This is a genomic window from Bacillota bacterium, from assembly GCA_013178415.1.
Lineage (GTDB): Bacteria > Bacillota > SHA-98 > Ch115 > Ch115 > Ch115.
The window spans coordinates 144,788-167,324 of sequence record JABLXA010000006.1 but is presented as its reverse complement, the minus strand read 5'-3'; the positions used below and the strand labels follow the sequence as shown (position 1 = coordinate 167,324).

The following is a 22,537-nucleotide window of genomic DNA, read 5'->3' as shown; positions in this document are numbered from 1 at the left end:
CAGCCGCTTGGACAACGCTTCGCGTTGCCCACATATCCACAGCCCCGACGACTACGCCGGTTTAATCTATTGAAAAATGGAGAGAAGGCGAGATCGAGAGAGCTAACTTTAAAACATTGAGATAGGGAGGAAAATGGTGGCTATCTATTTTTAAGTTTAGGGTGGAGGCGGGAAAAATGCAAGGGAGACAGTTTTTCCCTACGGTGAAGATTGCGGGTCTCGAGGTAAGCAGGCTGGTATGCGGCACCAACTCATTTCTTGGTTATTCTCATTACACTGCGGCCCGGGACCAGTGGCTGCGGAGACATTTCACAGTTGACAGGATAGTAGAAACGTTGCTCGAGGCATGGAGCCAGGGAATCAATAGTATTGTAGGACCGTGCCAGGAGCGACTCGCGGAGAGCCTAAAGGCTTTCACCGAACAGACCGGAAATCGATTTATTTGGATCGGCACCTCTCTGGGGTCCCCTGATATGGCGCAGCAAAAGAAGGATCTAGAATTCCTTGCGGAAAATGGCGCAACCTTTGGCATGATTCATTGCGGGTATACGGACACGCACCTCTTATCCGCAGAGAAAAGAGTAGAAGGGCTCCCAGAGCTATTGCAATACAGCCGCTCCCTTGGACTTATCCCTGGGGTTTCGACGCACCGGCCAGAGACTCTTCCTGTATGCGAAGCCGAGGGCTATGACTCCGAGGTGTATATCCTGCCTCATAATGTCTTAGGTTTTTTGTCGCCCGTGGAGATCGAATGGGTGGCCAACATTATCCGTCAGACTTCAAAACCCGTTATCAACATCAAACCCCTCGCTTCCGGAAAACTCACTCCGGTGGAGGGGTTAACCTATGTCTATAACGCGATTAAAGAGAATGATGTGGTATGCGTCGGACTCATGAGCCCGGAGGAGGCAAGGGATACCGCCACCGTGGCCAGGAACATTCTCCTTGGAAAGGGTGAGCGGCGGGAGATGGTTTTCACCCCGAGTAAATCGACGGTGCAACTGAGGTGAAAGGCCATGTCCGAGCTCGAATATGTCTTAAGCCTTCTTCAACCCGACATAAGTCAAATTGAGGCGGGAAGAACGCGCCAGGCTGCTGTATGGAGGGGTGAGGAGCCGGATTATGCTCCAATTCTTCTTCCAGGGGTGCAGGTGCCGGAAAAGGCGGGATGGCCTGATTACAATTACAAGGAGCAGTTCTATGATCCTGAAAAGATGTTGATTGCCCATCTTTGGGGTCTTATTTCCCAGGCAAGGAGCGCTGGTGACGGTCAGCTTTCCATGCGCCCCAATCTAGGGACTGGTTTCATCCCCACGGTTTTCGGCCTTGAGCAGGGGGTTTTCGAGGATAAGATGCCATGGCTCAAGGAGCATCTTCCCAAGGAAAAGATCCTTTCCTTGTCGCCGGATGATTTCAATGAAGAGAATGTCAAAGGCTCAGGCCTTGTGCCGCGCGCTCTTGAGTACATTGCATTTTTCAAGGAGAAGCTTAACGGCAAAGCACATGTTCATCTCTCTGATACACAGGGATCTTGGGACATCGCCCACCTGGTTTATGGGGATGGGATCTTTACAGAGATCTACGATGATCCTGATTTCGTCCATCACCTTCTCAGACTCGCCACAGCGGCGTATATAAGCGTGACGAAGGTTCTCAAACGTGCCGTGGGTGAGGATTTATCCTCGGGATATCTTTTCAATCTATATATGGGGGATGGCGGGGTTCGCTGTTCCGAAGATACAGCTACTTTACTCTCCCGCAAAGTTTTCAATGAATTTGTGGCTCCTTATATTGCATCGGTTTTGCGGCCTTTTGGCGGAGGGTGGGTGCATTTCTGTGGGAGCGGCCATCAGTTCCTTGAGGATCTCGTCAAGATACCGGAGGTAAAGGCTATCAACTTCGGGAATCCTGAAAGGTATGAGTATGAGACCGTCATGGGACTGGTTCTTGACAATGGCAAGTTTTATATTGGAGGTTTCCCAAGGCTTGCTGGGGAAAGCCTGAGAAGGTATTTTGAGCGCATCCTGAGACCCCTTGCAGATAGGGGGACGAGAAGAGGGATAATCTTTACGCCTGCCAAAGCCGATTTTCTTGATGACGAGGAGCCAGCAATGGCTTTTGATCTCTGGCATGTAATTCAGGATGAGATTATATGAGATCAATCAACGTTCCTATCCGTATCTGACAAAGCCGTTGAGGATGTCCCGAATTTTGTAGAAATTGGACTGGCGACTCCCGGTCCTCTGCGGTAAGACAGAGGTAGACAACAAAAGGAGGGAGTCGCCAGTGAAATTGTATCACACAAATCCCCAAATTGGGGAGATCAAAAGAGTTCGCCGTGGGGGAATTCGCAAACTGCCGTTTCTCCCGGAGAGCGTTGAGATACCACTGCGACGAATTGATCAGTATGTCGCCAAGGGGCTGGATGAACTCACGATGCAGAGAGGGATTACCTCAGGAAATGCGCGCTGCGGTCTTGTCCTTCTGATGGTACTCCGCAGCGGCATAAGGGTCTACTTCCTATTTCGCCAAGTTCAAAATATTCACGATGTCCCCCTTATTGAGCTTCACAAAGTTCCCTACGGTACTTCCGTCCGTCTTCTTGCATTTCTCAGCCATCTCGCTGAACCGGTCATCAGGGATTCCGAGTTCGCCTAGATGAGTTGAAAGGCCTATTGACCTAAAGAATTCCTCTGTCCGACGGATCCCTTCTAGGGCTGTCCTTTCTGGGTCCGCGAAGTCCTGCTCGACATTCCATACGCGGGTGGCAAATTGCACAAAGCGCTGGATGTCATGCCTATATACATATTTCATCCAGGCCGGAAATACAACGGCCAGGCCTGCGCCATGGGCGATATCATAAATGGCGCTCAGTTCGTGTTCTATCATGTGAGATGCCCAATCGCCGATTCGGCCAGTCCCTACCAAGTCATTGTGGGCCAATGTACCTGCCCACATTATTTCAGCTCTGGCATCATAGTTTTCTGGCTCATCCAGCACGATGGGGACATGTTTGATGATAGTCTTCAGTGTCGCTTCGCATAACCTGTCAGTATAATCCGCATGACGGACATTGGTGAAGTATCTTTCCATGACATGAGCCATGATGTCTACAGCCCCGCAGGCTGTCTGGTATGGTGGAAGTGTGAAGGTCAATTCGGGATTCATGATGGCAAACACTGGCCGATTCACCTCAGTATTGAGGCCACGTTTCAACCAGCCATTTTCATTAGTGATGACGCAGCTCTTACTGGCTTCACTGCCCGATGCAGGCAAAGTCAAAATTACGCCCACAGGAAGGGACGTTTCTGGCACCGCCTTTTCTTCAAAAAAGTCCCACACATCTCCGTTGTAAGGCACTCCCAGGGCAATGGCCTTAGCTGAGTCGATGACGCTCCCTCCTCCTACCGCCAATATAAAGTCGATCTTCTTTTCACGGCAAAGCTGAATTCCTTCATGCACCAGGCTTAGCCGAGGATTGGGCTTGACGCCACTCAATTCGACAAAGTCCACACCGGCATCTTTCAGCGATTTTGTGACTCTATCGTAGAGTCCCATTTTTTTGATGCTCCCGCTGCCATAATGGAGCAGCGCCTTCTTGGCATGTTTTCTCGTCTCGGCGCCGACTTGATTCTCGGTGCCTCTGCCGAAGATAATCTTGGTTGGGCTCAGAAAGGTGAAGTCTTCCATAATCCTCACTCCTCGCTTTAATGAATGCCGACCCTAATGCTACTGCGGCGGCATCGTCAGAAAGATGAAGGCCGCGGCGCGCATCGTTCGGGGTGGAAAATTGTATATTGTAGCGTCTATGGAAAGACGATCCTTGATTAGTGTACCATAACTTCAACTTCCGAGACGAGATTCCTTCAATCCCTATCGAGTGGCTATATCAGAATTTGGCGGTCCATGGCGTATCTCCAGTGTCCGCCATAGCTCTAGCCTCAAGGGAGACCCTCGTCGCCTCAAAAATGTCTTCTGCTCTAATCACCGGCTCGTATTCTGGGTCCAAAATACTTCTAATCAGATCCTCAGCGAGAGTAGAAGGCCTCTTGCATAAAGGAACCTCTCTCGGGGAATGCGTGTCAGAGAACACTTCCACCCTGGATTCAATGGTACGTGCCTCTACCTGCCCCTTGGTTCCTACCACGAGGACACGGCAATCCCCGTGGTGCGGATAGCCATCTGGAGTTAACCAGTCGACTCTGATGAAGGCAGTGCTTCCGTTGTCAAGGGCAAGGAATATCTCTCCATTATCTTCGAACTCCTTAAATTGTCTGAATCTACTATTTGAATGGTGGGCTGCAAATATCTTCGCGATGTCGCTTCCGGTGAACCACCGTAAAATGTCAATATCATGTATGGCGAGATCGACAATGATACCTCCATACTCCTTGCGGTTGAACATCCATAGCGGCCTTGTCGAGGGTGCCAGCCTATGAGGTCTTAAGGCGATGCAATTGACAATCTCGCCTATCTCACCGCTATCAATCACTTGTTTGGCTGTCACAAGGGATGGGTTGTAACGTTCAGTCAGAAGCATACAAAGCCTTGCATTCGGGCCCGCCTCTCGGAATGCCTCTTTTACTCTTTCAAGATCTTCCATCGTAGTGACCAAAGGCTTATCCGATATCACATGCTTGCCTTTCTTAAGGGCATTGACTATGATATCAGCCTTTCTATTGTTGACCGCAGCGGTGGCAATGAGGTCTACATCGACAGACTCAAGTAAATCATCCATAGTCTCAAATGCCGGGACTTGCCCGTACCTTTTGCTAGCGTTCAGGCGTGTTGTGGCGTCCTCTTCCACAATTCCAGTGAGTCTGACGCCATCTAAGCCAAGCGCCTCGTTCAGGAAATCATATATGTGAGGATGAGCAAGCCCGACTACCGCAATCTTGATATCCATATGATATGATGTCCCCCCTCAAATTTGAATGGTCGTTAAGGTTCGTCTCCCGCGCTCGTGGGCAAGGAGTAGCTGCTTGAGTCCGTTTACTTTATTTTTGAATCTAAAAAATAGTTCCCCATAGTTCCAGGTTTTCCTGCTATCTCTCAGGAAGTCCTCACGGTTTTTTTCAGGTTTGAACCATCTCCAGATGACCGGTCCAAGATTCAGAGAACGCGCCGCCCCACCATTGCCAGCTCTCCGCATATGCTCCGTGCCTCATTTATGTCTGAATCTGGTTATAGATGCCCCAAGCTCGAGCCTGGAAGCTGCACTCAGCGTACAGGATATGTGGAGAGAGTGAGACTATGGTATATATTGTTATAAAATATGCATAGGATTTTGGCGAGATAGAAGGATTTCGATATGAGGTAGCGAATTCTTATAGTGGCTATAAGAAGAACTTCACGCGGCCATATTTGAATTGACATCATCATTCTGGGAAGGGTATTGGAATTTGCGATGGAGCACCTGGTGGTCAAAGATGTTCAGACCCTGAGGAGGGTTAATACCATAACGGTTCTTGATATAATCCGAAATTGCGGGCCAGTCGCTAGAACCAAGCTTGCTCGTATGACCGGGCTTACACCAGCTACGGCTTTTGCTATAGTTGAGGAGCTTGTCAAAAGTGGTCTTGTCCGGGAGATCGGGCTTGGGGAGTCTGAGGGAGGTCGGCGCCCCAGGCTTTATGCAATAAATCCTGATGCGCCTGGCGCGATGGGTCTTGAGGTGCGGGGTAGCAGGGTAATTGCCATATTGATGGATCTTATGGGAGGGATAAAAAGGCGTCACGAGGCTCCACTACGGTCGCGGGGCCAAGATGATGTAGTTTGCGCTATTGAGGCAGCCATAGAAGGGATTCTTGGAAATCCCGAAACTGACCAGGAAAATGTCATTGGCATAGGCATTGCCATGCCTGGGATCCTCGACATTGATTCAGGGATTGCGGTTAGTTCCTCTAACTTTGGATGGTCCAATCTCCCCATTTGTAAAATCATAAGCAGGAAATTCGGGCTTCCCGTGATCCTCGAACATAATGTGCGAGCTTTTGCTCTTGGCGAAAGCTGGTTCGGTGCAGGAAGGGAAGTGTCCAACCTGGTTTGCATCAATGTTGGGGTTGGGATAAGCGCCGGAATCATCATAAACAATGAACTATACAGGGGGCAGGACGGATCTTCTGGGGAGCTTGGCCACATCTGCGTGGATGAGGATGGGCCGCGATGTGGATGCGGAGGTTATGGGTGCCTTGAGGCTCTTGCCTCTGAGGCCGCGATTTTGAGACGGGCAGCAAAGGCGATAAAGCAAGGGACTAGCTCCCTCATTGCGGACCGGGAGAGCCTCGGGGATGATGACGGGAACCTCTCTTTCAGCTCTGTTGTAAGGGCTGCCAGGGAGGGGGATTCTTTGGCCATAAGCCTTCTAGGAGAGGGCGCTCGTTATCTGGGGATCGGGGTAGCCATGGCGGTAAACCTCCTGAACCCTGAGCTTGTGATAATCGGCGGTGAGGTGACGGAGGCCTGGGATATCATATTTCCAATGATTGAAGATGCAGTAAAGACAAGGGCACTTAAACTCAGGCCCAAGAGTATAAGGATCGTGCCTTCTTCCCTCGGCATCGAGGCAAGCTCCATAGGGGCCGCAACCCTTGTATTGAGGGGGGTTGGGCTCCTCCCGAGCCTCGGGAGCGCATTTCTTCAGGCACCTTGAGATATCCGGGGAAAGCGAGCGGGCATGAGCCATTTGCGCAGTGAGATAAACCCATGCGCGACAACGGTTTCCGCAGAAGGTGAAAAACATTTTACCCCAACCCTGAGGCGATAAATAGAGATTTTCACGATAGAAAGACGCAAAAACAGCCAAATTGACCCCAAATGAAAAGGAGACCGGCCCCGCATAGCGAATGTTATTAAAAAGCGAAAACCTTCAAACGGGAGGTCTCCATATGGCCATTATACCACAGAAACAGCTTTTTGGGTGGGAAGAAATCGAAGATCTTGGGGACCTTGAACGGCTGCGGCTGGTCTTGGAATATATGCCTGACGAAGAACTGATGCGCACCCTGGAATTGAATCGTGGCAAGGGACGGAATAGATACCCGATACGGGCCGTATGGAACACGATCCTAGCGGGTGTGGTTTTCCAGCACATATCGATAGAGAGCCTGCGGCGCGAGTTGAGCCGGAACGCGCAATTGCGGGCGATGTGCGGATTGGGCATGGTTCCGCCCTCTTGGGTATACAGCCGGTTTTTGAAGACACTATTGAGATACCCTGCTAAAGTCGAGGCAGTTTTTGATAGATTGGTGACCACTTTGACCGAGTTGCTGCCGGACCTTGGGCAGCGGTTGGCTTTTGACGGCAAAGCGCTCAGAAGCCACGTCAACCCCCGGAAGAAGGGAGAGACGGCAGAGCCGGATGGGCGGCGCGATCTGGATGCCAACATAGGTGTCAAACACTACCGGGGCCAGCGTGAGGATGGGACAGTGTGGGAGAAGGTTATGACCTGGTTTGGGTACCGGCTTCATCTATTGGTGGACGCCACCTATGAGCTTCCCGTCGCCTACGAGGTGACGAAGGCATCGGAATCGGAAGTCAAGCACGCTCACAAGATCGCTGACGAGACCGCCCGTCGTCACCCGGAGATCATGGGAAGGTGCGAATACTTTACGGCGGACCGAGGGATGGACGACGGCAAGCTAATCGCCAAGCTGTGGGACGAATATGGAATCAAACCGGTGATCGACATTCGGAATCTCTGGAAAGACGGCGAGGCGACAAAGCTAGTGCCGGGCGAAACGAATGTGGTCTATGACTTCAAAGGGACGGTATTTTGCTGTGACCCAGTAAGCGGCGTACAAAGGGAGATGGCATATGCGGGGTTTGAGAAAGACCGAGGAACCCTGAAGTATCGTTGTCCGGCTTTGCATTACGGGGTCTCATGCCGAGGGATGTGCGATTGTCCCGTGAAAAGTTGTATCAGGATCAAAATGGAAGAAGACCGGCGGGTCTTCACGCCATTAGCACGTTCGAGCTATAAGTGGGAACGGGAATACGATCACCGGACTGCGGTGGAGCGCGTGAACAGCCGGCTTGATGTGTCGTTTGGATTTGAGAACCACTACATCCGGGGTCAAAGGAAGATGCAAGTCCGGGTTGGCCTGGCTTTATGCGTGATGCTAGCGATGGCGGTGGGCTGGATCAAAGAGAATAAACTCGAGAACATGCGTAGTCTGGTCAAGGCGTCCTAAGCAAAGGAAGTCCGGACAGAGAGTGAAAGGGGGATAGGTGTGGCCATATGCTATCCATTAAATGTAATTTATGACATAACAATCCATATATTATCTTTTTAAGCCGTAATTGATCCCGCGATCCGTGTTTTTGGAGGCCATTGGGCTGGTCTGAATCCGCTTAGATTGGGGCTGGCCTATGGTAAAAAAGTCACATCGCAAATGGCTCGGCATAAGTCTCTGTTGAATGATTTTGCGGGAGGGGATACAATTGAAGATTAGTTGTTGTTGGCTCTACGCTATTAGCAAGTATGGATACCCGCCGAAGATCGAGGATACGTACAAGGCTATACGGGAGATGGCGGGACTTGGGTTCAGGTTCATCGAACTCGAGGGTGTGAGGGAAACCAACCTTAAAGAGGTCGATGCGCATAAAGAATCCTTGAAATCTCTCTGTGATGAGCTTGAAGTTAAGGTGGTCAACTTTTGCCCGATCCTCCCTGACATAGTGAGCCTGGATGAGGCTAAACGCAAGAAGGCCCACGAACTCTTCGACCTTGCGACATCCATAGCAAACTACTTTGGGTGTGAGACCATCCAGACCGATAGTTATTCCCCGCCCCTTGAATTTGTTGGTGATGCGCCATATAAGGAGATGCTCGACTACGGCAAGCAATTCAATGTGAAAGTTGATCCAAACTTCAGCTGGCCTGCCCTCTGGGATGTCATGGTTGATACGTTCAAGAAGTGTTCTGAAAAGGCCCGGAGGGCAGGGCTCAAGTTTTGTCTCGAGCCGAGGGTTGGGGAACTCATCTCGAACACTGACGCGCTCCTCAGGCTCATGGATGCCGTCGATGACGAAAATTTCGGCGCAGTGCTCGACACGGGTCACCAGCACGCTCAGAAGGAGATCCTACCGCTCAGTGTCGAGAAGCTGGGGAAGAGAATATTCTACCTTCACGTGTCTGACAACGATGGCCGCGATAACAAGCACCTGAGGCTAGGGGAGGGGACCATCGACTGGAATGGGGTGTTCACGGCGTTGAAGAAGCACAGGTTTGACGGTTATGTGGCTGTAGATATCGGCCGGGTGCCGGATCTAGACGAAGATTACAAGGCATCGAAGGCTTTCCTCGAGGAGATAGCGGAAAGGATAGGAATCTGACAGATCCGGGGAGGTGGAAAGGTTGAAGCGGAATTATGTGCTGGTAGGCACCGGGGGCCGCGGGATAGGGATGTACGCGAGGCCTATGGTAAAGGATTACTCTGACGTGGCGGAACTTACGGGCCTCTGCGATGTAAACCCCAGGCGGATGGAGGTCGCAAGGTCCTGGATCGGTCGTGATATACCAGGCTTCACAGATTTCGACGAGATGCTGGATAAGGTCCCATGTGATGTAGTGATCGTCACATCTAAGGATTCGACGCACCATGAATATATCATCAAAGCTCTACGGCGAGGTAAGGATGTAATAACCGAAAAGCCAATGACCATAGATGCAGAGAAGTGTAGAGCGATTCTCGCGGCTGAGAGAGAATCGAAAGGGCACATCACCGTCACCTTCAACTACCGGTTTACGCCATATACGACACGGATCAAGGAGTTATTACGCGAGGGCATTGTGGGGGACATCTACTCTGTGGAATTCCACTGGTTCCTCGATACCCTTCACGGGGCTGATTACTACCGCCGCTGGCACAGGCGCAAAGAGAATTCGGGAGGGCTTTTGGTCCACAAGGCCACCCACCATTTTGATATTGTAAACTGGTGGCTTGAGGCAGAGCCCAGGCTTGTGTATGCCAGGGGCAAGCGCCGCGTCTACGGGTCAGCCGGGAAGTTCAGGGGAGAGCGGTGCCGGACTTGCTCTCATACTCAGGAGTGCCCGTTCTACTTTGACCTCGCCTCTGATGAGAGAGCGAAAGAACTATACATAAGCGCGGAGCATATTGATGGGTATTACCGTGATAGTTGTGTTTTTGCGGAGGAAATCGACATAGAGGACACTATGGCCCTCTTGGTGGAGTACAAGAATGGCATCCAGATGAGTTACACCTTAAGTTCATATATGCCGTTTGAGGGGTGGAGGATGGCCATAAATGGAAGCAAGGGGAGGCTTGAGCTCAGCGTTGCGGATGCTTTCTACTCTACCGAGGCCGTAAACCTTAAAGAAAGGGCTTCTATTCGGAAGTCAATAGATCCCTTCAAGGCTGCTTTAGGGGATATGAGTCCAGAGACATCGGATCTCATCCGTTTCTATCCCACCTTTGGCGGGGTAAAGACCTTCGAGGTAAAGCGAGCTTTAGGGGGTCATGGTGGCGGGGATGAGCGGCTCCGCGATATGCTGTTTAGGGAAGGGATTCCCGATCCCCTGGGCCATATGGCGGGCAGCTGGGCGGGGGCTATGTCTATCCTCATAGGTATAGCAGCCAACGAATCGATTGCCACCGGAAGGCCGGTTATTATAGAGGATTTGCTAAAAGGCTTCCCAGAGGGTTAATTTGTGACATAGGCAGCCGCATCCCGTTTGTGGCAGCCGGGCGGCCAACCCCAGGCAAAGGTGACCGGCCTCTCATGGCCGCTTGGGCGGGAGTATTGCCAAAGATTGCATATGTCTCAGAACAGTACTAGATGTTAAGGATCGGGGATCGAAGCCAGGTGACGAAGGGGCGTGTAAGGTTTGATGCACGATATATGCGTGATTCCCAAACCAAAATACCTTGAATTTGGGGAGGGGTATTACGACTATGGTGAAAAGTTGGTTCTCTCCGTAAGCCCCAGGGTTTCGGAAACCGGGATTCTTGAAATGTGTCAAGATGTCCTCAAAGATATATTGAAGGCTATAGTATCAATCGAGCCGGGTGTTGAGGGGGACATCCACTTGGAGCTCGTAGATTCCTGGAGGGAATTGAGTAAAGGGATACCGGCCCAACTTGATGTGGTTGGCGATGAATCCTTAGCGAAGGCTATGAATTGAAGGTTACTCCTCAAGGTATATTTATCCGCGCCCTTTCGCCCAAGGGGCTTTATTATGGAATTGCAACTTTGATTCAGCTCACGGAGGATAAGCCTTTGCGTGCCGTGAGGATTGTCGATTGGCCTTCGTTCGGCATGCGTGGCGTTCACCTCGATCTGAAGGTCCAGATGCCAAAGACCTCTTATCTGCACGACCTTACAAGGCGTCTGAGCCTTTACAAAGTCAATACTCTGCTGATCGAGTATGAGGACAAATTCCCTTATAGGCGTCATTCTGATATATGTTCGGAAGCGGCTTTTGCCCCTGAAGAGCTTCGGGAGCTTCTAGACTACGCCAGGAAGCATCATATGACCTTGGTCCCTTTGATCCAGTCCCTCGGACATATGGAGTATGTATTGCGGCACGACACATATCGATCCCTCAGGGAGAAGCCAAATGATATATCCCAGATGTGTCCACTCAACCCTGGATCCAAACAGCTTTTCCGGGATTTCTTTGCCGAGGTCCTTGAGTTCCATGCCAGAGACAAATTCTTTCACATCGGGGGCGACGAGACTTGGGTACTCGGGAGTTGCCCGCGCTGCCGGAAGAGGGTCGAGGAAGTAGGATTCTCAGGGCTTTATATCGAATATATGAATGAAATATGCGATCTAGTACAGAAAGCTGGAAAAACTCCCGTGATCTGGAGCGATATGCTCTCGAACCATCCGGAGGCTATTGATAGGTTCCCCAAGGATGCGGTTATCAACTACTGGGATTATTGGTCCCAGGGGGAATGTATGCCATTTGTCATATGGAATGCAAAACGCTACACTATGGAGAACCTCACCGAGGTCCCCGAGCATATCCGCAAGATCTATGACCCCTATTGGTTTAAGAGTGAAAGGGCAACTGAATTCAAGAGCTTCCCATACCTGGACTTCTTCTTGGATAATGGCTATAGCGTTATCTCATCCCCGGCTACTCGCTCCAGCGGGGACAGCTACAATTTCCCGAGTTACCTAACTCATATACCCAACATCGTCGGGTTTGCCAAGGCCTCAGCAGGCAAGACCCCCGGAATCATATGCACCTCCTGGGCCATCAGGAGGGGGCACCCCGAGACTACGTTCTACGGGCTGGTCTGCGCGGCAGAGACCATGTGGAATCCAGATGATTTTCTACAGTCTGATTTTGATAACAGGTTCGCGGCAGAGTTTTTCGGGCTAAATTCATCCGAAGTCATTCAAGCGTTTTATCTGCTGAGCCGGACCGATCCATTCGGTAGACCTTTTCCGTATAAGGATGCAGTCGAGAGGGCTAAGAAGGCCCTGGCTTTAATTGAGGATGTTTCACCGTGCGTTAGGCGCAACCTTCAAACCTGGGAGCACATTAAACTCGCGGGCTATCTCTGTGTATATGAAACAGCCACCAGGCTGCAGATCTCTATGCTTGAAGGACAGATCAGGGAACTTCTCAAAAAGACAATAAAGGACCCGGATGTGCCTAATGAAGTGGAGGTTAAGGTTAGGGCCCCTTGGTTGATGAAGTGAATCTTGCTGATCGCACGTGATTTGGCATAGTGTTGCCATTTTGATATAGTAAGCGAAAGAGAACAAAAGGCCTGATGCGTATAGGGGAATCATTTTTGGCTACTGAGTTCGTTATTAGAGAGGAGAGATGGGCTTTACCCCTGTGAGCCCGTGTTCTATGGCGGATTTTATATTGAGAGTCTATAATCCCAGAGATCTTGAGAGGATCCTCGATATCACGGTTGAAGCCTTTGACGGTGTCAGCATTGACCAAAATATAGCAAAGTTGCTTGGCGCAAATGGATCTCCGGGGTGGGAGGATCTTAAAAGGCAAGCTATCAGAGAAGATATCGAAGCTAACCCCGATGGCATATTCGTCGCGGAGATAGCAGGGGAGGTTGTCGGCTACATCACGACGAGGATCAATATGGGCGCGTTAGAGGGAAGAATCCCCAACCTGGCAGTTGACTCTCGCTTCAGGGGACTTGGAATTGGCAGGGCATTAATCCAGAAGGCACTGGATTATTTCAGGTCTCAAGGGCTGCGGCGTGCCAGGATTGAAACCCTCGAGCAAAATGAGATCGGCCGGGGACTCTACCCCAAGATGGGGTTTAAGGAAGTCGCACGGCAGATTCATTACGCCATGAATCTATAAGTATATGGTGTAGGATTCGGGCGATATAGTGATATGATTATGTGACGCAAGATTTGGGCGATCTAGAGAATAGATGCCCATGCTGCTATGGCAGCACCATGAAGAGATAAAAAGTGCAGCAGCTCATTCTGGCGGTAGACCCCTCATGCCGTCGCAGGCAGCACCATCGGAGAGATGAAAATTGCAGATGCGGGCGCCGCTATTTTTAGGATAGACTTCTGATGCCGCCAAGGCAGCACTGTCAGACGGATAAAATGGCAGCCGTGTACTTTTGGGGCGGTTCATTGACAGATTTGGGGCCTATAATACTGCCCAACACCTGCCATAGGGGTTTGAGGCAATTTCTATCAGATCTGGGGGTGAATATGTCGTGGCAAAGCGCAATTTCTCGATGAAGGCCTACTGGGAGAAGATTGCTGAAAATTGGGAGCCGCTTCTGAGTTTTCGAGGCAGCACCCGGGAAGACTGGGAGAGGTGGTACAAGGAAGCCTATTCTAAATATATGGAGCTCCTGGGAGAGTTCCCTAAGAGGGTTGACCCGGCGCCTGAAGTGGAGTATTCGGTGGAGGACGGGGACCTGATACGTGAACGGGTGGTTTTCGACTCAGAAGAGTTTATGTCGGTGCCATGTATAGTCCTTCGTCCTAAGGATATGAAGCCTGACAGGTCAAACCCGGCCATCTTGTGCAGTCATGGTCATGGACCATACGGCAAGGACCCAGTGGCAGGAATAAGGTCCTCCCATGATTATATTCGCGAGATAGAGCAGATGAATTACAACTATGGCGAACAGATGGCAAGAGCGGGATTCCTGACAATCTCACCGGATCTCAGAGTCTTCGGTGAGAGGCGAGATGGAATGGATCCTTTCCCCGGTCGGGACCCCTGTAACGTAAATTTCATCAAGGGGGCAATTCTGGGTATCTGGACCCTGACGCTCAATATTTGGGATATGAAATGCTGTATAGATTATCTGGAGACCCGGCCTGAAGTAGATCCAAACCGGATCGGCATGATGGGGCTCAGCCAGGGCGGCACTATGACTGCCTTCACCAGCGCAGCGGACACCAGGATAAAGGCAGCAGATATCATAGGTTACGTAAATCCCTGGGCGGAATTTGGAATCAAGAGGGCTAATTTCTGCGGCTCCCAGATTGTGCCCTTTATCTACAAGTATTTTGACACCCATGATATTGCAGGATTGATCGCCCCAAGGCCACTTCTTCTTGAGATGGGGATTTATGACAATTGCTTTTTCATACAGGACCTGTTGAAGGGTTATGAGGGGGTGAAACGAATTTACAGGGCTGCGGGCGCCGAGAAGGATCTTTGGACTGACATTCACCCGGGGCCGCACGCCTTTGCCGGGAATAAGGCATTCGAATTTTTCCGTAGGTATCTGTGATACCAGCTGCTTTGGACTATGTGCCTACCACCTCCCCAGGCCTAACGACGATGAGGGGGTTCATCTGGTTTATGGCCATCCCGGCAGCCCCCAAAAGCTCTGCGTTCCGGCCCAGTTCGGACGCTTCTATCCTGGGGAGGCGCGGTAGGATCTTGAAAAGCTCCTCTTTTATACGATCAAGATAGAGGTCCATCGCTGAAAGGATATCGCCACCCAGAACCACGAGATCGGGATCCAAGATGCTCGCCACATTCGCGATGCCTATTGCGAGATTGCGGGAAACCTCCTGGACGATCTCAAGGGCTACCTCGTCGCCTCTCCGCGCTGCCTCATGCACTAAATCGGCCGAGACTTTCCCGCCTGACGTTTCATTTATCAGACTCTTTTTTCCGCTTTTAAGCCTCTCCTTGGCCATTTCGGTGATTGCGTCCCACCCGCAGAGCCTCTCCAAATGCCCACCCTGGGGACCCCGTTCGTCAATCAGGCTCCTTTCGATTATCATGTCTCCCATCTCACCAGCGCCATGGTGGGCACCCCTGTAGAGACGGTTCCCCAGAATGATTCCCACCCCAATGCCTTCGCCTACCGTGACGAAGAGCATATTCTCAGAATTCCTTCCCTTTCCATAAAGCTTCTCGCCCAAAGCGCCCATATATACATCATTGTCCACATAAGCCCTTACATTGAAGGATTTTTCCAGCATTGTCTTAAATGGAAAGCCCACAAGCGCACCTAGGTATCTCGCTGAGAGTATGGTACCGGTGGCTGCGTCAGTGACTGCGGCTACGGCCATTCCTATACCCTTGAGTTCATTCCCATCGACTCCGGAGGTTTTCTGCACATCGTTAACTATATCGCGGATCGCCGTAAGAACTTCCTCTGGCTTGAGGCTTGACCCATTCACAGGGAGCTCGGACCTAGTGACCGTCTGCCCTGCTAGATCGGTGACCCCCAGGAGCATCTTTGTCCCGTCCAGGTAGACCCCTACAGCGAAGCCTGCGGAAGGATTATATTTTAGAAGGGTGGCCCGTTTCCCGATCGATGAGGGGGAAAGCCCTATCTCCACCACCAGGTTATCCTCAAGGAGCGACTTGACAAGACTTGAGACCGTGGGAGGACTGAGCCCGAGCTCCCTGGCTATGTCTGCCCGCGAGATGGGACCCCGGGTCTTGATTAATTCCAAGACCATAGAGAGATTGATCTTCTTCATTAGGCTCGGATTGCCCATGAAGGGTTGTTCCATCAGATCACCTCACAATGACAATTATATCATGAACGAGAATTCTGGGACAAACATACCTGTTGTTGTGCTAGAAACACGGTTTGTGGTATCCCAACTCAAATCTTCAAGTTTTCTGTAAATTATAGATCGTCAAGTCCAGAGTTGAAAGATGACCCGGCTATGTCACCGCGCGGTTGCCAGTCGCGCCTCACACGGTTAGCTCATATTTCTAAATTCGGACTTGGTCATCCCTAGCAATGGCTCAGGCACGCGGGTTTGAGACTCCAGGCCTGAAGCTTGGCAAGTTCTATGATATTTGGGGCATCAAAGCCTTCCGGGAAAATGATCCATTTCCATACTCCTTCTCCTACAACCTGCCTCTCTAGCTCTAGATTACCGGTCATCGGATTAATGTTGCCAGGCGATGAAGGTACGCTTACACCCGACTTGTTTGAAGAACCGTCAAATAAGTTTGATATCAGTGCATTGGCTGTAGCAAGGAAGTCCACTGGATTCAAACTCCCCCCGCCTATCGGTACTGCATCCGGAATCCGTCCGTTCATATCGATGAAATCTATTGCCCACTTACATGCTGCCAGGAATGCGGCGTAATCACAGGAGGTCAGATTGCTCGCAGTTCGCCGGATAGGGCCATAAATCCCCGTGGGTACCTGGACCTTGAATCTTGCTATAGCCTCAAGAATAGTACCTGGATCGGAAACGGCTGAGTATTCTCGAATCGCCTCCCCCAGGAGCGAAACGACAAGATAGAAAGCCTCAGCCGGTGATATTGCTGCGCTGCCGACCCGCTGATAAGTGATCATTGAGCCCAGGTTCCGCGCAAAGGCGATAATCTCATGAACAGCAAATGCTCTATCTCTGGCCTCATCAAAGTAAAGCTCATACGCCTCGCTGGCTGTCACAGTCCTAACATCCGGATGGGAGGCTATATGCGCCACATACTCGGAAAAGTAGCCAAGCTCAGTTTCCATCTCTTGGCGGGATTTCACTCTTGGAAGAGACCAGCTAGCCCGGTCCGGGTTTTTGCCCCTGCTGAAGTTGACAGCATACCAAAACTCATATCAAACTCCTCGATCCCTTCTTCCCAGCCAAGGTCCTTCAGGTATTCAGCTACCGTGGGGTGGACACTATGTAAATTGGTATGATAGCCGATTTCATGATTGCGCAGACCAGCGAGAATGTCCCGGCGTCCCCGCCTCTTTAGAGCCCTCAGCTTCTCGCCCACTAACTTGAATGTTCCTCGTACCTTGTGAGAATCGAGGGCTTCGATGATGCCCTTGAGTGCATCATCGTTCTCTGGCGTGATAAAATCCTCCACATCGAACCAGAATAGGACATATATATTGGACACAGAACTCACCTCTTATAGGGCTCTCAAGCGTACGAATTCATCCACTTTCACCGGGCTACCACTACGCACAGATTCCTCTATTGCCAGGGTGATGGCGAGCGTTTGGCATGCGTCAGCGTAATCGCTCTGAATATACGAAGGGTCACCATTGCGTACGGCCGTAACAAACATCTGGTCAGCAGCAAAACCATAGTCTTCATAAGGGTATGTTTCAGTTTTATCAGGAGTGATGATGGTGAGCCCCTGGCCTAATTGGAAACTAAGCGTCAAGTCCTCCGCCAAAATATGTACCCCGGTCGCGGTCTTAGGTGCGACCTTTCCTGAGAAGAGGTTGTTGGCGATGCTGGCCACGATTCCGCTTTCAAAGGTAAGGGTAGCACAGCTTACATCAAACACATCATATTCCGGGTTCACCTTATGCAGCACACGACGCGCTCCCGCCCCATATACCATATCAACTTCACCGAGAAGATAACGGAGCTGGTCTACATGATGTGTCACCATTTCTACCAGCATACCGCCTGACCTAGATTGATACGGATACCATGGAACAGGTGGCAGGGTCGCCCAGCGCATAACAAGGGCCATGCCGATTGTCTTGTTTTGAAGCAATTCCTTAGCCTTCTTCATGGCACTCCAGTATCGCATTTGATAACCAACGGATGTCAGAAGCCCACGTTCCTTTACTGCATCTCGAATACGGAGCGCTATTGCCATGTCTTTTGCCACCGGCTTTTCTATGTAGAATGGGAGTCCTCTCTCGATCACCTCCCGCTCTATCTCCCCATGGGCGTAGGGTGGGAGGCAGATATAAACTGCATCTAAATCCTCATTTTGCAACATGGCTCTATAATCCGTATATGCCTTTGCATTGAGTTCCTTAGCACTACCAGCTTTAAAGTATTCCTCGACGCTCTTTCGCACGGTTTCTCGAGTCTTTTCAATCTGTGCAGGATTAACATCACAGAGCCCGACTATCTCTGCCTCTGGGATACGAACAAGATGGCTCAAATGATAAGCTGCGATACCTCCGGAGCCTATGAATCCTATGCGTATAGACATGATAATGCCTCCCAGCCTATGAAATATAGCGACGTATTGTGCGAAGGTTTCTAAGAGCAGAGCCAATGGGATCTTTCAGGGGTGATGTCTCCAGGACAATGTAACCATAAATGTAACCATATAAGAGGAAGCCGCTCCTCCCCATCCATGCAAGCAAAGGGAACAGGTCTCCATCTTGTTTTGTCTGGACTTCTCAAATATGGCCTGCCGGCTGGCTATATTAGACAGCGGACGCTCATGCCATTCCTGCGCTCGGATACCAAGTTCTATCCCGTCAAAACCTAATTCTGCAGCCTTTTCATAAATGGTATCCCAGGGAACCCCCAGCAATTCTCCCATAATACCGATTTTCATTTGTAATACCCCCACATATTGGCTTCTCGAAGCCGTCAAAAATACATCGTCCTATAGGTTATTAGGCGATTCCTAAACTCTGGCATTATACTTCCGTTAGACTGCTAGATGGGGGTCCATGAATTCAGGATATACCAAGGAATCTCCTCATGTTGCCTTCGTATATTTTGTTCACCACCTCTTCAGTCAAACCGAGTTTGCTATAGATGTCATTATCCCGCTTGATCAATTCTCTCGCTCTGGCCGAATCATAATCATTGGCAGAGTTATCTGTACCAAAGAAAATATTGTTCTCTATCTCATAGCCTACTCTAAATAACTTCATAAGGGCATCTTCGCGGTAGATGGGAGGAGTCCCTGGGGTAGTATCAATGAATAACTCGACGGAAAGATCGGGACGCCTGGCGCGGCAGTTTTGATATTTGCCGTAGACGGCTATCATTTCATCACACCATGGCCATGATATGTGGGCCATGGCGAACCTTATGCCATTGACATCTAATAGAGGCTCAAACCCCGCTGGACGGTTATATTGTGACGATGGTGTTCCATCATATAATATCCCAGAATGGAAAAGAATTGGCTTCCGTAGCTCTGCGATTATCTTAAACACCTCAAGTGCCCTTTTGTCTCCTGGAAAGAACCTATTGCATATTACTTTGAAGCCGCAAACCCCGCGCTCAGCGGCATATAAGACCTGGTCTGCAGCATCCTCTTCAATGGGGTCGACCCAGAAAAACGGGTACAAGCTGTCGCAGGTTTCCGTCCAATAGAGCAAGTTCTCTAACCGTTCCTTTGGGGAACCTGAATCTCCTATATGGACGAATGAAGAGGGAGGCATAGAAAATACTATCCCTCCATCCACTCCGCCCTTCTTTAGGCGCCTCAAGAAGTCTTCCCTGTCTCCTTTTCTACTGTTTATATGTATATGTCCGTCCAATATCATTTCATGAAAACCCCCCTTCAAATCTGAGAATTCCCAATATCAGACTTTTCTCTATTGGCCATTGATTATTGATTATAGATATCCGACTTCGAAGCTGGAGCAATACCCGGGGATATTACGGCCGCGCCCGTTTACGCATGCCCTTCATGTCTGAGGCGACTTCTAGGATTAACATCGCAGATCTATAAAAGAAAAAGAATACACCAGTATATCTTCAGAGAATAGCTAACGTAAGATAGCTCTCAGAGGAAGTCTCTTAAACTTTTTATTATACCCATAAGAAGTATTCCATGATTCTCCCCAAAATCCTCCTTTCAGAGAACCTTCTACCAGAGAAAGTTTAATTTATTACGGGGTGATTGTGGCTATGTAGGATCCGAGATATTATGCGAGGTCTCATATCCTGCGTCTAATACTGGTTATCGGTTTGCTGGAAACTTCGCAGGAGAGGATGGAGGAAATGGAGAATCATATGGGAAAATATTTTGGTTGAGTCGCTGATATCTTCAATATGTTGTCGGCAACTGACATTCAGGGATATATATGAATTGCATATGAACGATGAAGTGCCAGAGGCTGAGAAGGTGGGGATAGAGATGAAGTGGTGGGAACGTCCCGTGAGGATGATGAGACTTGATTATGGTCCTGAGCTTCACAGAATGCGTGAGGCTGATCTTGATATTCTGGCTAGATCCAAAAAGGAAGAATGGCATGTGAACTGTGAATGGATAATAGGAACCCCCGGGATAGCACCAGGTTTAGGATATCAGGTCACGTTCAATACCCCCTTCTTCGAGAAGTACCCGGGACTTGAGGATTGGGATCTTCTTCGATCATATCTACCATTTGCAAGGAAATATGGAATAAAGGTTTTGGCTTATCTTAATATGCACTGGTACTCCTATGATTTCGGGACCAGGCACCCCGAGTGGCAACAGCGGATGGCAGACGGGAAAAGCTATGGTGAGGTTGTGCCTCTTTATGGATCCGGCACAACGTTTTGCGTAAATAGCCCCTGGCGGGATTGGGCATACCTTTTGATACGTGAGGCAATGAAGACGGGGATCGACGGCGTTTTTCTAGATGGTCCAGTGATCTTCCCCGGCTGCTGCTACTGCGATGCGTGTAGAGCCAGATTTGCGGAAAGGACAGGGAAAGAGATACCGGCCTCAGAGGATTGGGGCAGCCCTCTCTGGAAGGAGTTCATAAGGTTTCGGGAAGACTCCATGGCAGATTTCTTGAAGGGCGCCGAAAAAGCGGTCAGGGAAGGAAATCCTGAAGGCGTGGTATTTCTCAACGCAGGAAGTTGGCATGCCGGGAGCTGGCGTGTGGCGAGAAACATTGAAAAGGTGGGGCGATACCAGCATTTCAACGGTGCAGAATCGTTTTTCCACCCAGGACCCTTTGATCAGGTTTTGATTCCATGGGCTATCACTGCGAAACATCTTATGGCGGGTGAAAAGCCGGCGGTGGTCTTTAGCCATCATGCCCTTGGGTCATGGCATTATGTTCCTCTTCCCGACGCTGAGACGCGCATTTCCATAGCACAGACAGTCGCCAACGGCGCCAATCCATGGTTTGCGGTCTTTGATTATGCGCTCGACCACAGCAGGGAGGCGGCCCTGGCGCCGATTCGAGATCTCTTTGGATTTTTGGAGCGAAATGAGGACTACTATACCGCTACAGAGTCAGCTGCTGAGGCGGCAGTTCTTTTTTCGTCGCAGAGTTCGGCATTTTATCTATCAAAGGAAGAAGGGCTCTACCTGGAGGGTGGGTCCGGAAAGGAACAGGATCTCATCGCCGATGTCGGAGCGGGAAAGGCGATAGATTGGAAGAAACGCAAGGCACTCTGCGATGAGATACAGGGGAGGTCCTTTTGGGGTAGCTGTTACATGCTGACAAGGGCTCATATTCCATATGACGTGATCCTGGATGGGCAGCTTGATGATGAACACTTAGATCGCTATAAGGTTTTGATCCTTCCTAACTCCGCATGCCTCAGCGAAGAGCAAGTGTCGGCCATAAGGCGGTTCGTGGAGCGGGGAGGGGGCCTTGTAGCTAGCTTTGAGACGGGCCGCTACAATGAGGACGGGGAGCTAGAGGAAAGCCACTCCATGTCGGAGTTCCTCGGGATCTCGGCCATAGAAGGTGCCATGGTGCCGGCGGCATTTGAGGAGTATGTCAAGGTGAAGGCACATCACGGGGCGGCGGCCTCATTTGCAGAAGGGGCGCTTCTGCCCAGGCCTCTTTACTGTCTTAAGGTAAGGGCGCTTCCGGATGCGGTGGATGTGCCATGCATTTTCATGAACCCAACCGGCAGGCTTTATTCGGCTCTGAAGGGGGAATCGGTCTATCCGGCCGTGGTTGTCAGGGAAATTGGAAGGGGTAGGGTCGTCTATTTCCCACACCTCCTTGCGGATGCCTATACGAGATATAAAATACGGGAACATGAGCAATGGTTCGTAGATAGCGTTAAATGGGCATACGGCAGTGAGCCCCCCATAAGCGTATTGGCGCCCCCTACCGTGGAGGTCGAGGTCCGAAGACAGCGGTTAGGTAGTCCGCATAATCGGGGGGAACGTATTCTCATCCATTTAGTAAACAATACCGGGGATATGCAGCGACCTATAAGGGATTTGCTACCCATAAGGGGCATTGAAATCCGATTTTCCGCTCCTTTCCCAAGGGCAGTCCGTGCCTTGAGAAGGAACGAAGACCTCGAACTCCTCAAAGAAGAAAACAAGGTCCGGGTAATTCTTCCTGAGCTTGAGACCTATGAAGTGATAGTGGCTGAAAGTCAATTACCCTCGACCGAAGTCGAAGGAATGCAAATGCCTGGTTGACTAGCCTAAGCTCCAAGGAAG

General features: G+C 50.4%; 19 protein-coding genes. 11 read left to right on the top strand and 8 right to left on the bottom strand.

The annotated features are described in order from the left end of the window. Positions 1 to 176: 176 nt before the first annotated feature. Entirely contained in the window at positions 177 to 1,010 is an 834-nt protein-coding gene (locus HPY52_07385; protein NPV80089.1) for a hypothetical protein, read from the top strand. 6 nt (positions 1,011 to 1,016) lie between these two features. Continuing rightward, on the top strand, positions 1,017 to 2,156 hold the full coding sequence (locus HPY52_07380; protein NPV80088.1) for a hypothetical protein: 1,140 nt from the start codon (positions 1,017 to 1,019) through the stop codon (positions 2,154 to 2,156). Between the two features lie 364 nt (positions 2,157 to 2,520). On the opposite strand, the gene HPY52_07375 is transcribed toward HPY52_07380, so the two are convergent. After that, positions 2,521 to 3,690 carry an iron-containing alcohol dehydrogenase gene (locus tag HPY52_07375; GenBank protein ID NPV80087.1) on the bottom strand — a complete coding sequence of 390 codons (1,170 nt, stop codon included), beginning with the start codon at positions 3,688 to 3,690 and terminating at the stop codon, positions 2,521 to 2,523. Positions 3,691 to 3,889: 199 nt separating this feature from the next. Then, positions 3,890 to 4,906 carry a Gfo/Idh/MocA family oxidoreductase gene (locus HPY52_07370; GenBank protein ID NPV80086.1) on the bottom strand — a complete coding sequence of 339 codons (1,017 nt, stop codon included), beginning with the start codon at positions 4,904 to 4,906 and terminating at the stop codon, positions 3,890 to 3,892. A 489-nt stretch (positions 4,907 to 5,395) separates the two neighbouring features. On the opposite strand from HPY52_07370, the gene HPY52_07365 reads away from it, so the two are divergent. The 8 genes from HPY52_07365 (at position 5,396) to HPY52_07330 (ending at position 14,717) form a co-directional block, all read left to right on the top strand. Then, positions 5,396 to 6,652 (top strand): ROK family protein, encoded by a 1,257-nt coding sequence (locus HPY52_07365; GenBank protein NPV80085.1) that lies wholly within the window; start codon positions 5,396 to 5,398, stop codon positions 6,650 to 6,652. Positions 6,653 to 6,887: 235 nt separating this feature from the next. Continuing rightward, on the top strand, positions 6,888 to 8,192 hold the full coding sequence (locus HPY52_07360; protein ID NPV80084.1) for a transposase: 1,305 nt from the start codon (positions 6,888 to 6,890) through the stop codon (positions 8,190 to 8,192). A gap of 250 nt (positions 8,193 to 8,442) precedes the next feature. Further along, a complete protein-coding gene (locus HPY52_07355; protein ID NPV80083.1) occupies positions 8,443 to 9,336 on the top strand; it encodes a sugar phosphate isomerase/epimerase in 894 nt (297 codons plus the stop codon). 70 nt (positions 9,337 to 9,406) lie between these two features. Next, complete coding sequence (locus tag HPY52_07350; GenBank protein NPV80082.1) at positions 9,407 to 10,669, top strand: Gfo/Idh/MocA family oxidoreductase; 1,263 nt, start codon at positions 9,407 to 9,409, stop codon at positions 10,667 to 10,669. A 180-nt stretch (positions 10,670 to 10,849) separates the two neighbouring features. Further along, the gene (locus HPY52_07345) at positions 10,850 to 11,146 is read left to right on the top strand and encodes a hypothetical protein (protein ID NPV80081.1); all 297 of its coding nucleotides are present in this window, start codon (positions 10,850 to 10,852) and stop codon (positions 11,144 to 11,146) included. Then, entirely contained in the window at positions 11,143 to 12,678 is a 1,536-nt protein-coding gene (locus tag HPY52_07340) for a family 20 glycosylhydrolase (GenBank protein NPV80080.1), read from the top strand. Before HPY52_07345 ends, HPY52_07340 begins: the two co-directional genes overlap by 4 nt. A gap of 157 nt (positions 12,679 to 12,835) precedes the next feature. Beyond that, positions 12,836 to 13,312, top strand: coding sequence for a GNAT family N-acetyltransferase (locus tag HPY52_07335; GenBank protein ID NPV80079.1), 477 nt, complete (start codon positions 12,836 to 12,838; stop codon positions 13,310 to 13,312). 370 nt (positions 13,313 to 13,682) lie between these two features. After that, positions 13,683 to 14,717, top strand: a complete 1,035-nt coding sequence (locus tag HPY52_07330; GenBank protein NPV80078.1) for a hypothetical protein — start codon at positions 13,683 to 13,685, stop codon at positions 14,715 to 14,717. A 16-nt stretch (positions 14,718 to 14,733) separates the two neighbouring features. Here HPY52_07330 and HPY52_07325 read toward each other — a convergent pair whose 3' ends face one another. From HPY52_07325 to HPY52_07300, 6 genes are all read right to left on the bottom strand, one after another. Further along, on the bottom strand, positions 14,734 to 15,960 hold the full coding sequence (locus HPY52_07325) for an ROK family transcriptional regulator (GenBank protein ID NPV80077.1): 1,227 nt from the start codon (positions 15,958 to 15,960) through the stop codon (positions 14,734 to 14,736). A gap of 230 nt (positions 15,961 to 16,190) precedes the next feature. Further along, on the bottom strand, positions 16,191 to 16,949 hold the full coding sequence (locus HPY52_07320) for a hypothetical protein (GenBank protein ID NPV80076.1): 759 nt from the start codon (positions 16,947 to 16,949) through the stop codon (positions 16,191 to 16,193). Next, a complete protein-coding gene (locus tag HPY52_07315; protein ID NPV80075.1) occupies positions 16,946 to 17,311 on the bottom strand; it encodes a hypothetical protein in 366 nt (121 codons plus the stop codon). Before HPY52_07315 ends, HPY52_07320 begins: the two co-directional genes overlap by 4 nt. A gap of 12 nt (positions 17,312 to 17,323) precedes the next feature. Then, positions 17,324 to 18,373: a Gfo/Idh/MocA family oxidoreductase gene (locus tag HPY52_07310; GenBank protein ID NPV80074.1), complete on the bottom strand. Its 1,050-nt coding sequence runs from the start codon at positions 18,371 to 18,373 to the stop codon at positions 17,324 to 17,326. A gap of 75 nt (positions 18,374 to 18,448) precedes the next feature. Continuing rightward, positions 18,449 to 18,727, bottom strand: a complete 279-nt coding sequence (locus HPY52_07305; protein ID NPV80073.1) for a hypothetical protein — start codon at positions 18,725 to 18,727, stop codon at positions 18,449 to 18,451. Between the two features lie 124 nt (positions 18,728 to 18,851). Continuing rightward, complete coding sequence (locus HPY52_07300; GenBank protein NPV80072.1) at positions 18,852 to 19,673, bottom strand: amidohydrolase family protein; 822 nt, start codon at positions 19,671 to 19,673, stop codon at positions 18,852 to 18,854. 554 nt (positions 19,674 to 20,227) lie between these two features. On the opposite strand from HPY52_07300, the gene HPY52_07295 reads away from it, so the two are divergent. Next, positions 20,228 to 22,516 (top strand): hypothetical protein, encoded by a 2,289-nt coding sequence (locus HPY52_07295; protein NPV80071.1) that lies wholly within the window; start codon positions 20,228 to 20,230, stop codon positions 22,514 to 22,516. The last annotated feature ends 21 nt before the right edge of the window (positions 22,517 to 22,537 follow it).

Coding starts and splice junctions, on each gene's coding strand:
- HPY52_07385 (NPV80089.1), top strand. CDS start 177: ATGCAAGGGAGACAGTTTTTCCCTACGGTGAAGATTGCGGGTCTCGAG.
- HPY52_07380 (NPV80088.1), top strand. CDS start 1,017: ATGTCCGAGCTCGAATATGTCTTAAGCCTTCTTCAACCCGACATAAGT.
- HPY52_07375 (NPV80087.1), bottom strand. CDS start 3,690: ATGGAAGACTTCACCTTTCTGAGCCCAACCAAGATTATCTTCGGCAGA.
- HPY52_07370 (NPV80086.1), bottom strand. CDS start 4,906: ATGGATATCAAGATTGCGGTAGTCGGGCTTGCTCATCCTCACATATAT.
- HPY52_07360 (NPV80084.1), top strand. CDS start 6,888: ATGGCCATTATACCACAGAAACAGCTTTTTGGGTGGGAAGAAATCGAA.
- HPY52_07350 (NPV80082.1), top strand. CDS start 9,407: ATGTACGCGAGGCCTATGGTAAAGGATTACTCTGACGTGGCGGAACTT.
- HPY52_07335 (NPV80079.1), top strand. CDS start 12,836: ATGGCGGATTTTATATTGAGAGTCTATAATCCCAGAGATCTTGAGAGG.
- HPY52_07325 (NPV80077.1), bottom strand. CDS start 15,960: ATGGAACAACCCTTCATGGGCAATCCGAGCCTAATGAAGAAGATCAAT.
- HPY52_07310 (NPV80074.1), bottom strand. CDS start 18,373: ATGTCTATACGCATAGGATTCATAGGCTCCGGAGGTATCGCAGCTTAT.
- HPY52_07305 (NPV80073.1), bottom strand. CDS start 18,727: ATGAAAATCGGTATTATGGGAGAATTGCTGGGGGTTCCCTGGGATACC.
- HPY52_07300 (NPV80072.1), bottom strand. CDS start 19,673: ATGATATTGGACGGACATATACATATAAACAGTAGAAAAGGAGACAGG.
- HPY52_07295 (NPV80071.1), top strand. CDS start 20,228: ATGAACGATGAAGTGCCAGAGGCTGAGAAGGTGGGGATAGAGATGAAG.